Annotated in this window: 10 protein-coding genes; 4 read left to right on the top strand and 6 right to left on the bottom strand. The window is 35.3% G+C overall.

What is annotated here, in order from left to right; all coding sequences use genetic code 11:
- Window positions 1-1,185, top strand: coding sequence for a Pycsar system effector family protein (locus LB467_RS05350; protein ID WP_224472994.1), 1,185 nt, complete (start codon window positions 1-3; stop codon window positions 1,183-1,185).
- On the opposite strand, the gene LB467_RS05355 is transcribed toward LB467_RS05350, so the two are convergent.
- Complete coding sequence (locus tag LB467_RS05355; protein WP_224472995.1) at window positions 1,177-3,546, bottom strand: GAF domain-containing protein; 2,370 nt, start codon at window positions 3,544-3,546, stop codon at window positions 1,177-1,179. The two genes, LB467_RS05350 and LB467_RS05355, sit on opposite strands and share 9 nt — an antisense overlap.
- Window positions 3,547-3,683: 137 nt before the next feature.
- On the opposite strand from LB467_RS05355, the gene LB467_RS05360 reads away from it, so the two are divergent.
- Window positions 3,684-4,805 carry a TlpA disulfide reductase family protein gene (locus tag LB467_RS05360; RefSeq protein WP_224472996.1) on the top strand — a complete coding sequence of 374 codons (1,122 nt, stop codon included), beginning with the start codon at window positions 3,684-3,686 and terminating at the stop codon, window positions 4,803-4,805.
- A gap of 183 nt (window positions 4,806-4,988) precedes the next feature.
- Here LB467_RS05360 and LB467_RS05365 read toward each other — a convergent pair whose 3' ends face one another.
- Window positions 4,989-5,678: an SIMPL domain-containing protein gene (locus tag LB467_RS05365; RefSeq protein WP_224472997.1), complete on the bottom strand. Its 690-nt coding sequence runs from the start codon at window positions 5,676-5,678 to the stop codon at window positions 4,989-4,991.
- Between the two features lie 51 nt (window positions 5,679-5,729).
- On the bottom strand, window positions 5,730-6,377 hold the full coding sequence (locus LB467_RS05370; protein ID WP_224472998.1) for a rhomboid family intramembrane serine protease: 648 nt from the start codon (window positions 6,375-6,377) through the stop codon (window positions 5,730-5,732).
- A gap of 52 nt (window positions 6,378-6,429) precedes the next feature.
- Here LB467_RS05370 and LB467_RS05375 point away from each other — a divergent pair, with 52 nt between their 5' ends.
- Window positions 6,430-7,332 (top strand): lysophospholipid acyltransferase family protein, encoded by a 903-nt coding sequence (locus LB467_RS05375; RefSeq protein ID WP_224472999.1) that lies wholly within the window; start codon window positions 6,430-6,432, stop codon window positions 7,330-7,332.
- On the opposite strand, the gene glmM is transcribed toward LB467_RS05375, so the two are convergent.
- Window positions 7,329-8,714: a phosphoglucosamine mutase gene (gene glmM / locus LB467_RS05380; RefSeq protein ID WP_224473000.1), complete on the bottom strand. Its 1,386-nt coding sequence runs from the start codon at window positions 8,712-8,714 to the stop codon at window positions 7,329-7,331. The genes LB467_RS05375 and glmM overlap by 4 nt on opposite strands.
- A 131-nt stretch (window positions 8,715-8,845) precedes the next feature.
- Between glmM and LB467_RS05385 the strand changes: the two genes are divergently transcribed.
- The gene (locus tag LB467_RS05385; protein ID WP_224473001.1) at window positions 8,846-9,427 is read left to right on the top strand and encodes an acyl carrier protein phosphodiesterase; all 582 of its coding nucleotides are present in this window, start codon (window positions 8,846-8,848) and stop codon (window positions 9,425-9,427) included.
- Window positions 9,428-9,763: 336 nt separating this feature from the next.
- Here the strand turns inward: LB467_RS05385 and LB467_RS05390 are convergent, their stop codons facing one another.
- Window positions 9,764-10,792, bottom strand: a complete 1,029-nt coding sequence (locus tag LB467_RS05390; RefSeq protein ID WP_224473002.1) for a M12 family metallopeptidase — start codon at window positions 10,790-10,792, stop codon at window positions 9,764-9,766.
- Between the two features lie 420 nt (window positions 10,793-11,212).
- Window positions 11,213-12,754, bottom strand: coding sequence for a hypothetical protein (locus tag LB467_RS05395; RefSeq protein ID WP_224473003.1), 1,542 nt, complete (start codon window positions 12,752-12,754; stop codon window positions 11,213-11,215).
- Window positions 12,755-12,792: the final 38 nt, after the last annotated feature.

Raw genomic sequence — 12,792 nt, forward strand, 5'->3', positions numbered from 1 at the left:
ATGAATAATCTCATTGAAAAAGCAGATGATTTTGTTTTGAATCTTTTCAAGGAAAAATTACCAAACACGTTTATATACCATAATTACAAGCATACAGAACGGGTGGTTAAAAGTACTAAAGAATTAATAGCCAATTCTGAAATTAATGTTAAACAAGAAGAAGCGCTGTTACTGGCAGCCTGGTTGCACGACACTGGATACACCAGAACTTTTGAAGGTCACGAAAAGGAAAGTGTGAAAATTGCCAAAGATTTTTTGGAGCAAAACAATGCAACCCCAGAATTAATTAAAGATGTTTTAAAAAATATTGAAGCGACAAAGTTCAACTCCAACCCCGAAAGTTTTCCTGAAAAAGTTATAAAAGACGCTGACTCCTCTCATTTTGCCAAAGAGTATTTTGAGGAAACCAGTGAACTTTTGCGACAGGAGCTCGAGCTCCAGAATATCAAAAATTTTACTACAGGAGAATGGTTACAGGAAAACATAAGAGTGTTCACCGAAAAGCACCAGTTTTACACCGATTATGCAGTAAAAGAATGGGGGCCTAAAAAAGAGGAAAATCTTCTTGAGCTTATTGAAGCTAAGAATAAGCAAGAGAAAAAATTAAAGAAAGAGGAAGCTAAAGCGCGAATGAAAGCGCGTTATAAAAACGATAATCCCGAAAGAAGTATTCAAACGCTTTTTAGGGTAACGCTTAGAAACCACATAAAGTTAAGTGATATTGCCGATACCAAAGCCAACATCTTACTTTCGGTAAATGCCATAATTATTTCATTGGCGTTGGCAAACATGATCCCCAAACTGGATGCAGCAAGCAATAAGCATTTATTGATACCTACACTAATTCTAATTTTATTTAGTGTTGCTTCAATTATACTTTCAATATTATCTACGCGACCACAGGTCACCACTGGGGAATTCACTAAAGAGCAGGTAAAAAACCGGGAAGTAAATCTTCTATTCTTTGGGAACAGCCATAAAATGCCATTTGAGCAGTTTAAATGGGGAATGAAAGAAATAATAAAGGATAAAGATTACGTCTACGAATCCTTAATGTTAGACCTTCACCTGCTAGGAAAAGTTTTACATAGAAAGTATAAAATACTTAGGATAACCTATACGGTGTTTATGATAGGAATTATTGTTTCGGTAATTGCATTTGTAGGTGCATTTTACCTAATGTAATTCTTCCATCAAATTTTCATAGGTAATAGTTCTATCGGCTTCACTGCTATTTGGGGTATACAAAACATTTACCCTAATAGCCTTTAAGCCTACAACACCCTGAACATCTTCAAGATCCAGCATCTCCACTTCATCACCCAAATAGCTTTTAGTTTGCAGGTATTTTATATATCTTAAATATTCCTTTTCGTCTCCACGCTGACTATATACAATAGCAATTTTTCCCTTTTGGGTAATACGCTCTTCAGTTCCTTTTATAAAAGATTTATCTATACGTTTTTTAATAATTTCATATCGCGCGTTGTAGGTACCATCTACATCAAATTTCTTCTCATCCATTCTGTATCTAATAGACATCGTAGAATTATAGACTAAAATAAGCGAAGCTGCATCTAATTTTACAGGCGTGCTTTGCTGCACTTGATAGAACCTGTTTTCCATCTCACACATGGTACTTAACTGCCAAAGTCTTAAATTATATAAATATACCTTATTAAAAGGCCGGTCTTCTACCATAGACGGACCAATGTAAATATTATGGTCCACCCCATCGGTTTTGTAACGCTCAAAATAATGCGGATAGATCTTTTGCGCAACAATTTGTTTTCTATCTAAAAAACGAGACATGGTGCGGTTAATTTGTTGCACGGTTTCATCGTAATTTTTACGATGATTATAAACTATTCCTGTTTCAGGATTAAGCTGATCCTGATATTCTTTAACCAACTTTTTTAATTCTGAAGACTGCTTACTTAAATGACTCATTATAGGGTTCACTTCCTTCTGAAGCAAATTAAATATCCTCTGTTCACTTGAAGCATTCAGGTTACTATCAAGATCTTCCATAAAATCGGAAATTCGAAATTTCACCTGCTCATAGATTGGAAGTTCTTCCAGCTCGTAAGCCTTGTCAATAATAGACTGAATTTCCTTTAATTGATGAAGTAAATCTTTTTGAATGGCTTCGTTCCGTGCATCTGAAGAAGCTACCACATCAATTTGTCCATAAAGCGGATAAATATCTTTAAAGACAATGTCTTTAAAAGAAGCCAGACCGTCATCATCATAATCCCTTATATATTTTTTGGCCTCTTTTTCAAAAACCCACAAAACACTGGGGTGAATAGAAGTACATTCACTCTGGATCACAGCCTTTACCCTATTTTCAAAATCACTTCGATTTCTATCTATCGCAGTTGCGATATAGGGCAATATTTCATCTAATTTAATGGTATTAATACTGTTAAGTTGATTCTTTTTCCTGGCTACCAGCTCTAAAATTCCCAGCAAACGATTGTTTTTCACCACGGGCGCCAGAATACAACTTTTTACATCACTTTCCTGTAGACGTCTGGATAATATATTGTTTTTGGTTTTTTTTGCATAATCTTCAACATTTGCAATACTGAAAAAACTGTGATCTTTAAAGATATTATTAAAGCGCTCTTCGCAAACTCCTTCTTTACATTCACTCACCAATTCGTCATTAAGAATATAACTATTAGCTTCTTTATATTCCATCTTTTCAAACATTTCATCCTCCGGATTATAAACCGTAAAGCCAACCCTTAGATCAGAAATTTTATAAATCGACCTGAAAATTTCTTCCAGTTTTAGAAGTTCATCTTTCTCTGAAGATTGTTCAAACAGCAAGGCTGTTTTTAATTCAGATATGGCATCATCCATCGTTACATCGGTAAGATTTACAATGGTAAAACCTTTAAACACCCAACTCTGCGGCGGGAATTTTTCTTTCCAAACATCAATATTCTCGACGTTTTGTAATAATTCGTCTACATCTTTATCGGTGATTTTTTTCGCTTCTTCCTTTGGAAAAATATCAATAAAATCACCGTTTAGAGCGATACGATACCGTCTAATAATCCCCTGTTCATCTGGAATATCAAAATATAAGGGCCTGGAATAATCTATATTATAGCCGTAGTAATCGTTAAGAATATTAATGCATTCCTGCACATAGATTGTTTTATTATCCAGGTTTCTTATTGCAAGCTCAAAATCTTCTGGAGTAGCCTCCATTATTTTCTTTAAACGCTTAGACCTATTAAATAAGAAGTTTTGAAAGGGTACAGATGCAGCTTTTATTTCGTTATTGGTAAGCACACTGGGAAAAAGATCGTCCAGCAACACCCTTATCGGATCCTTATATTTTTTAAGCTCCCTAAAATCTTTAATTCCCTGAGTTAAAGCCGGAAAAGACTTTACATGCTCAAGAATACTTTCAATATAATTTTTGGCAATTTTATTTTCTTCATGCTTTAGTTGTTCCTTATACTGTTCAACAACTTTATGAAAACTAATTTGAATCTCAAAAGGTAAATCTTCTTTCTGTTCTTTCATAAATAGGTAATATCTGCTAAAATTACATATTCCGTAAGGCTTACAAATCTACACAGTTTAAATTAACAATTTTTTATAAAATAACGAAGGTATTGCCGTGGTAGATGCTTATTTTTGCTTTAAACAAAACAATTTTTATGCGTAAAATAATAGTTATGCTTGCTGTTGCAACAGCATTCACATCCTGCCAGGATGATAAAGGATATTTTATTTCCGGAAATGCTCCCGAAATGGAAGACGGCAAAATGGTATATGTTTCTGAAATTGACGAAAATACCAACCGCCCAAATCGAATTGATTCTACCACTATTAAAGACGGTAGTTTTGAACTTGATCTTGAAGATCCTGAAACTCCTAATTTAAGTTTTCTTGAATTTGAAGGTACCCAGGGAAATGTGATTTTTATTTCTGAAAATGAAGAAATAAATTTCAAGGTCTACAAAGATAGCTTGCGTGCTTCTGAAGTAACCGGCGGAAAAGAAAATCGTTTATTATATGATTATTTGAGCCATCTAAAGGAGGTTAATGAAAAAGTGATGGAAGGTCGTGACGCTATGCGCTCTGCTTTTCAGGAAAAAGATAGTACTAAACTTACCTCGATACAGGACACTGAAAAGGAAATTATAGATAATGATAAGGTCTTTAAGAAAAAGATCGTTGAAGAAAATCCAGATTCATTTGTTTCTATCATGGTGATAAGCGATATGCTTAGAATGAAATCTTACCCGGTAAACGAGATAAAAGAAATGTTTGACTCACTTTCAGAAGATGTTAAGAACACGGCTATCGGAAAACAGATTGCTGAAAATCTTGAAAAGGAGAACAAAGTTGCCGTGGGCAGCAAAGCACCCAATTTTACAGCTCCTACTCCAGATGGCGACGAACTTGCCTTAAAAGATGCGATGGGAAAAGTTACAGTAATCGACTTTTGGGCGGCCTGGTGTAAACCCTGCCGTGTTGAAAATCCAAATTTGGTGAAAACCTATAATAAATACAAAGACGATGGTTTAAGTATAATTGGTGTTTCTTTAGACCGTCCCGGTCAAAAAGACCGCTGGTTAAAAGCTATTGAAGAAGATGGATTACCCTGGCACCAGGTTTCTAATCTTAAATTCTGGCAGGACCCCGTGGCTCAACTTTATGGGATTAAAGCCATCCCTGCCGCTTTTGTCCTGGATGAAGAAGGAACAATTGTAGCAAGAGACCTTAGAGGTGATGCATTAGATAATAAAATTGGAGAATTACTCAATAAAGGTTAGTTCTTTAAATTTCACAATAAGGCCTAAGAAGTCATGGTTTCGTCAAACTGAACTTGTTTCAGTTTCTAAGGTTTTTGAATTTCAATTATCTTAGACTCCGAATAAATTTTCGGAGCAGGCTCTGAAATAAATTCAGGATGACTTTCCTTCGGACTTGTTAGACCTTTTTATTTACACCAACACTTATTCCATAAGTAGGTGAAAAGCAACATTTACCTCTATACTCACTTCCATTTCTCCGGGTGCTATTGTCTCTTGATTAGAAGCCTGATCTGATGAAGCTTTCATCTCCATAGTACGATATACCGGCTGGTAATTATTACTGCTCCCTTCGTTTATCATAAAAGCTTTCCCTACTGTTTGTCCTAATGGCTCAGCTAGAGCTTCAGCCTTTTCTTTCGCATTTAACACCGCCTTTTTGCGGGCTTCAGCTTTATGTTTTTCAATATTTGAAGATTCAAATTCCACTCCGTTTATCCCATTAAGCCCATTTTCAAGAAGACCTTTCATTATATTTTCATATTTACTAATATCTTCCAGCGTAATGGAAATAGCCTGGTTCGCTACATAAGTATAAGTTTTATCATTGTAATTATATCGTTTGTTCAAATTGATATAATTGGTATTAATATTTTTCTCGATTACGCCTTCAGATTTTAAATATTCGATTACCTTATCGACTACCTCATCATTTTGTGATTTCACAGAGGTAGCGCTCTGGCCTTCGTGTTCAATTCGAGATTTAATAGTCACTCTATCTGGAGTCACTTTTACGACTCCTATACCGGTTACATGAATTCCATTATTGGTTGTGTTTTGAGCCTGTATCCCGAAACCGCTAATTATAGCGATAAGTAATATTATTTTTTTCATGGTTATATTTTTAAAGCTTTTTGAAAAGCAATAAACAAGAAGAATACCAAATTAAATTTTTCCCATTTTTTGGAGAATAAACAAGACAACAATGGGAAGTGCCAGCAAAATCACCATAAGCAGATGCTCCTCAAAAACCCAGCTAGCTAGCAAAAGTGTTAATATATAGCCACCAACCGCGCCGCCAAAATGGGCGTCGTGTCCAATATTTCCCAATTGACGTTTCATCCCGTATATGGTATAGAATAGATAGCCTATCCCAAAAACATAGGCAGGCATGGGGATGATAAAAAACAGGCCAAGCATCATATCAGGTCTTAACAGAATTGCAGAATAAAGTACGCCCATCACCGCACCACTAGCTCCTACGGCCGTATAATGCATCTCATTTTTATGAAAGAAGTAAGACAATAAATTTCCTAAAATAAGACTGGCGATGTAAACCAATATAAAGCCTACGGTTCCCAAATAAAAAATTACAGAATTGGCGAAGAAGTAAAGCGTAAGCATATTCACCAAAAGATGGGTGGTGTTAACATGTAAGAATCCCGAAGTCAGGATTTGATATTTTGCACCCCGGTTAATATCGGCGATATTAAATTTATATTTCTGAAAAAAAGAATCGTCTTTAAATCCTTTGAATGAAACCAATACGTTTACACCAATAATTATAAGGGTAACCAGGTTTAATTCTCCCATAGCAGCTTTAATTTAGTGCCAAATATACCATATATTTGCCGAAAATTATTTTATGCAGGCTGTAGTTTTTTGGCTGATTTATCCGCTGCTTTGGCTAATTTCCATACTTCCATTTCCTTTTTTTTATCGCGTTTCAGATGTGGTTTATTTTATTGTTTATCACCTGGTTGGTTATAGAAAAAAAACAGTTACAGAAAATCTGAAACTTGTATTTCCCGAAAAGTCTTCCGATGAAATTATTAAGATCAGGAAGAAGTTTTACTCCCATATGTGTGATATGTTCCTGGAAATGATAAAAAGTATTTCTATTTCTGAAGAAGAATTGAAGAAACGTTTTGTGTATACCAATATTGAAGAAATAAGGCGCATAGAAAAACTTGATAAGAGCATTATGCTTATGTGCGGGCATTATGCCAGTTTTGAATGGCTTTTTGCCCTGCAACTACACGAGCTTAAACATAGTGCATTTGGGATTTACAAAAAAATTCAAAATCCCGGTTTTGATAAATTGATCAATGATATTAGAGAACGATTTGGCGCAGAACTCATTCAAAACTCTAAAGCCAATATGCGTATTAGCCGAAATGAAAATGAAGGCCTTCGGGGAGCATATGCAATGGTTGCCGACCAGTCTCCTAAAACACCCAGCTATAAGTTCTGGACCGATTTTATGGGTAAGAAAGTTCCATTTTTTACAGGATCAGAAAGAATTGCCAAAGAATTTGATATGGTGGTGCTTTACCTGCACGTAGAAAAAGTAAAAAGAGGCCATTATAAGGCCTCTTTAATAAATATTGCTGATAATCCTGCTGAAACTGAAAACAATCGAATTACATTAGATTATATTCAGCATTTAGAAAAACAGATTCGCGAAAAACCAGAGTTTTACCTCTGGACACATAAACGCTGGAAACATCTCGGAAAAGAAATTCCCAAAAATGCGGTAGTACGCTAAGCTATTATTTTCTGAATTTCCTTAATCATATCCTGAGCAAGGTCATCGGCTTTTTCCTGGCTTTTGGCTTCAGTATAAATCCTGATAATCGGCTCGGTATTCGATTTTCTTAAATGCACCCAGTTTTCAGGGAAATCTATTTTTACTCCGTCTACGGTAGAGATCTCTTCATTCTTATATTTCTCCTCCATAGCTTTTAAAATCTCGTCAACATCAATTTCAGGAGTTAACTGAATTTTATTTTTGCTCATATAATAAGCTGTATATTCTTTCCGCAACTCGGAAACACTTATATTTTTCTCAGCTAAATGTGTCAAAAACAATCCTACCCCAACGAGACTGTCACGCCCATAATGAGATTCCGGGTAAATAATTCCGCCGTTTCCTTCTCCACCAATTACCGCATTAGAATCTTTCATTAGCTGCACCACATTAACCTCACCTACCGCACTGGCTTTGTATTCCCCGCCGTGCTTTTTGGTAACATCACTAAGCGCCCTGGAAGACGATAAATTACTTACGGTATTTCCTGGAGTTTTAGATAGCACGTAATCGGCACAAGCGACAAGCGTATATTCTTCGCCAAACATTTCTCCGTTTTCATCAATAAAAGCAAGCCTATCTACATCTGGATCTACTACAATTCCAAAATCAGCTTTTTCCTTTTTTACCAGTTGGCAGATATCTGCAAGGTGTTCTTTTAAAGGTTCGGGATTATGAGGGAAATGTCCGTTGGGCTCACAATAAAGCTCAACTACCTCAACATCCATTTTCTTTAAGAGATTAGGAATTACAATTCCACCGGTAGAATTCACTCCGTCAACAACTACTTTAAAACCAGCTTTCTTTATTTTCTCAATATCTACAAGCTTAAGTTTCAAAACCTCTTCTATGTGAATATCCATATAATTATCTATCCTGGTAATTGTTCCAAGATTATCAACTTCAGAAAAGTTAAAATTATCCTGCTCTGCATATTCCAGGATTTTTGCTCCCTCGGCACCATCAAGAAATTCTCCCTTACTATTCAATAATTTAAGGGCGTTCCATTGTTTTGGATTGTGGCTGGCAGTTAGGACAATTCCTCCATCAGCATTTTCCAAAGGCACCGCAATTTCTACCGTTGGCGTGGTAGAAAGATCTATATCTACAACATCTATTCCCAATGCAGTTAGAGTATTCATGGTTAAATCCTGAACCATTTTTCCCGAAATTCGGGCATCACGACCAACAACAACTTTTAGTTTTTTATCTTCTGAATTATTTTTTAGCCAGGTTCCGTAGGCAGCGGCAAATTTTACCGTATCTATTGGCGTAAGGTTATCACCCGTTTTTCCACCAATAGTACCACGTATCCCTGAAATTGATTTTATTAAACTCATAAATTTATTTTATAATGAATTAATCTGTCTTTAAAATTAAAATTTTAACAAATATACAAGGAGCAGTCAGGTAGCGCCAAAACTTAACAAAAATTAAACAGGAAACTACTGGATTTACGTAACTTTCAAAGATGAATTTCTTAGCACACATATACCTTTCTGGCGATAATGACGAATTAAAAATCGGTAATTTTGTCGCAGATTCGGTTAAAGGAAAAAAATATTTAGATTACCCGCCGGAAATTCAAAAAGGAATTGTGTTGCACCGGGCCATTGATACGTTTACTGATACCCATCCAATTGTAAGCAGAAGTGTACATCGCTTATTTGAGCGATATGGCCATTACAGTCGGGTTATTGTAGATATTTTATATGACCATTTTCTGGCGGTAAACTGGAAAGAATATTCTGATATTCCCTTAAAAGCTTATACTGAAAATTTTTATAAACTTCTTCAGGATAATTTTAAAATTCTTCCAAAACCAGTTCAAAATTTTCTTCCGTATATGATTGCCGATAACTGGCTGTATAACTACCGGGAAATAGACGGTATAGAAAAAATCCTTTTCCAAATGAACCGTAGAATTAAATACCGCGCTAAAATGCATTTAGCTGTGGAAGAATTACGTGAGTTTTATAAGGATTTTGAAAATGAATTTAGGATGTTTTTTGAGGAACTAAGGGCCTATGTAAAATCTGAGATACGTATATAAAAAAAGAAGAGCCCAAATCGGGCTCTTCAGTATTCAAGAAACAAATAATCGATTACTAAGGAGCTCCAGGATTTAAATGATTTACGTCATGTCTTTTATCAATATAACCAGCCCTTTAAAATATTCTCAGTATTGTAACCCACAAACTACGGGTTATCCCCTAATTGCCTATATCTTTCTGATTTTTTATGTTAAATTTAAGGGTAGGTTAGGACTTAAATATATGCTAAATTTTTTTGGTGTTATTTTCCTCATTTGTGTGGACTTTAGGGCAATTTTTTCCATAAAAAACCCGGGTCTCATACCCGGGTTTTTTATGGAAAAAATTACTTGGTATTAAACATAATACCAGTAACTATTATAAAATTTCACTTCTAACCAGCCATATTTTGAATAGTGCAACCACGTATCGTACATTCTTAAAACGGTAAGCCCATTAATAGTGTAATATTCACCGTTTATATAAGTAGCTTCAGTTCCATTTTCAGGATACATACTTTTAATTCCAGCAATATCTCCGGAAGAAAGCTCTGAACGTTGAATTTGATATGTACTACCATTAGTTTTGGTTATCGTAGGCTCTCCATTTTTAGAAAATGAATAAGCACCATACATCATAATTGAACCAAAATCTAAGCTTGTAGTATAATCCTCTCCATCGAAACCACTATCTTCATAAGTATGAAAATTATGCTCAGTTCCGCTTGTAACATTATCCAGGTGCACTGTAATGTAATTATTTCTATCTACTCTACTCTGTTCGTGCCATAAACCTACTGCGTGACCTATCTCGTGAATGGTATTTCCGGTGGTACAGTATTCAGCTAAGGTAATATTTTGTTTACCCCCAATCATCCCAACATACGAGGAACAACCAGACCCGGATGTAAAATAAATATAATTTGACTGTCCCGATCTTTCTACAAATTTTAGAGCCGTATTATTCTGCCAGTGTTTTATCGCGTCATATACCCTGTTTTTATCAGAAAGATTGGAGTCTATGGCGTAATAAACAGTATTATCGGGCCACAGGCCTGAAGTACGCCCTGCACTCTTTTCCTGTGGAATAGCCTCCTTATTTTCATAAATAATGGATTGTGGGGACTTGCTGCTTTGGTTTACAGGAATCATAATGTCGCCCTGATAAACATAATCACCATTATGTTCTTCAACAGGCATCTTTTGCCCAGCATAATAAATTTGTGAAACGGGGCCCAGATCGTTTGGAAAGGCCATTTCTGATTGTTGATCTGAAATTTCTTCTGGTTTTAATTGCGTTTCTGCATTTTCATTCTCTGAAATTGGATCTTTACTACAAGCCAGAATCGCCAGAACAGGTAGTAACAAAAATTTACATTTTCTCATAAGTGGGTTTTTACTTTTAAGTTAAATTATCAGAATTTTTATTCAGGATTTGCAAAGGTCATTCCAAAAATCATCAAATTTTAAATCTTAAAATTTTAATAGTCAGATTCTTACAAATATGATGAGTTTTTAGCTTTAAAAACCATTTGGATATTTTTAAAACTAAATCAAACATTTTTTATTATGTTCACAAAAGGTTATATTTTACTACTATCTCAGAAAATTTTTAATTTAAAAGGATTTTCAAATTCTTAGAAACTTAAAGATCATAACCTTATAACTGAATTGTAAAAAATTTTAACAAAAAAAAGCTGTGCGAAAATTTCGCACAGCCTCCTTTGTAATCATCAAGACTGATGATTACAAAAACCCAGTGAATTAGTCACCCCCCGGTTATAATTTTACTGGGTTAAATCTTACTTAGTCACAAACATTTGTAATTAATTCAGCATAGAAAGTACCAGAATAGCCATCTGGATCTGCAAAACTTCCTTCTGCTGCCAATTCATTTGTTCCATTTACACCAGTATCACTGTCACAAAGCTCATTAGAATTGCTATCATCAGAGTATAATAAAATCTGGTAATCCTGAAGTGTAAAACCTTCTCTCATATTTATGATATAGAATATATCTCCATTATCAGCATAGCCAAGAGTGATGGTTGCAACTCTATCTTCAAACTCACCGCCAAGAGCGGCAAGATAAAATGCACTTTGATCTACAGTTACAAGATCTGAAGTTCCATTTAAGTAATAAGTTGTACAATCTACACTTACATTGAATTCACAATCGCCTACGACAATTTCACAACCATTCTCATCAACATCAACTCCTGAAGGAGTATTAGGACATTGATCCAAACCGTTTGGTACACCATCGTTATCACAATCATCATCAGGATTTTCAGGATCACATTCTTCACCACCATTTCCATTTCCATTTCCATTTCCATTTCCATTTCCAGGTTCTACGTCATCACAATTAAAGAATATGTGTTCGTAATCTACTGTACCATCCTCATTTAAGTGACCGGAAATATCGTCCCAGGAAAGGTCTACGTGCTTTGGAGCTACTCCTACCGGATCTGGGTAATTGCCTTCCCAATTAAGAAGAGTTGCTGTTAAGCGAATATATGGAGTATCACTTCCTTCTCCATATTGTGGTGCTGGAATAGCAAAGCAAAATGGATCTGCATAGTAATCGTCGGTACTCTCATCGTAACCTGTTACGGGAAGATTGGAAGTTTCATGTAGCATCATGTCTTCAACTCCTTCTCTAAGATAGGTTACTTCTAAACTATAGTTTGCGGTAAAGTGACGCCCGGCATCATTGCAGTAATTTGCAAAAACACACAGTTCATAAACCACTTCTGGAATTAAGTCAAAGAATTGGTATCCGTAAAGATTTACCTCACGATCATCAAAACATAGAACTTCTACATCAACATATTTTTTAGAACCTGCACGAATTGTAAAATCAAATGGTAGTCCCTGACTTACCAGTCCACCATATTGGCTTGCAGTTGTTGGTGTGGCCCAAATCAAGGTAGAACCTGCATCTTCCGGATCTCCATCATAAACCAAAAATGTGGTTAAAGACACTGTCGCTGTATTAGATTCACTGTGAGCAACGGGTATTTTCAAATCTTCATCATAATCGGTATAATAATTTCCGTCATCTTCCAGAATAGGAACATTTATATCTATAGTTCCTTCTAAGGAAGTTCCCATATTATGGGTAAGTTCTACATGAGCATAAGCTGGTGCATCTGAAGAACATTCCGGAAGGCTTTGTTTTAAAGCAGCTCTGTTTATCATATCATTTAAGCTCGCGCCTAAGCTAAGCTCAGCAAAATTTTCAGAAGCTGAATCATCTATTAAATTATTTTCCTCCTTGGTACAGGAAGAGAATAAAAGTGAGAACACGGCAATTAATGCCATATATCTTTTTAATACTTTCATAATTAAAGTTTTTTGGATTAAATATTTAGAATGGTTTT

The organism is Salegentibacter tibetensis (genome assembly GCF_020164485.1).
GTDB classification, from domain to species: Bacteria; Bacteroidota; Bacteroidia; order Flavobacteriales; family Flavobacteriaceae; genus Salegentibacter; species Salegentibacter tibetensis.

Excerpts from the sequence above, each read along its gene's own strand:
- LB467_RS05395 (WP_224473003.1), bottom strand. The coding sequence starts at position 12,754 with ATGAAAGTATTAAAAAGATATATGGCATTAATTGCCGTGTTCTCACTT.
- LB467_RS05360 (WP_224472996.1), top strand. The coding sequence starts at position 3,684 with ATGCGTAAAATAATAGTTATGCTTGCTGTTGCAACAGCATTCACATCC.
- LB467_RS05355 (WP_224472995.1), bottom strand. The coding sequence starts at position 3,546 with ATGAAAGAACAGAAAGAAGATTTACCTTTTGAGATTCAAATTAGTTTT.
- glmM (WP_224473000.1), bottom strand. The coding sequence starts at position 8,714 with ATGAGTTTAATAAAATCAATTTCAGGGATACGTGGTACTATTGGTGGA.
- LB467_RS05365 (WP_224472997.1), bottom strand. The coding sequence starts at position 5,678 with ATGAAAAAAATAATATTACTTATCGCTATAATTAGCGGTTTCGGGATA.
- LB467_RS05375 (WP_224472999.1), top strand. The coding sequence starts at position 6,430 with ATGCAGGCTGTAGTTTTTTGGCTGATTTATCCGCTGCTTTGGCTAATT.
- LB467_RS05390 (WP_224473002.1), bottom strand. The coding sequence starts at position 10,792 with ATGAGAAAATGTAAATTTTTGTTACTACCTGTTCTGGCGATTCTGGCT.
- LB467_RS05385 (WP_224473001.1), top strand. The coding sequence starts at position 8,846 with ATGAATTTCTTAGCACACATATACCTTTCTGGCGATAATGACGAATTA.
- LB467_RS05370 (WP_224472998.1), bottom strand. The coding sequence starts at position 6,377 with ATGGGAGAATTAAACCTGGTTACCCTTATAATTATTGGTGTAAACGTA.
- LB467_RS05350 (WP_224472994.1), top strand. The coding sequence starts at position 1 with ATGAATAATCTCATTGAAAAAGCAGATGATTTTGTTTTGAATCTTTTC.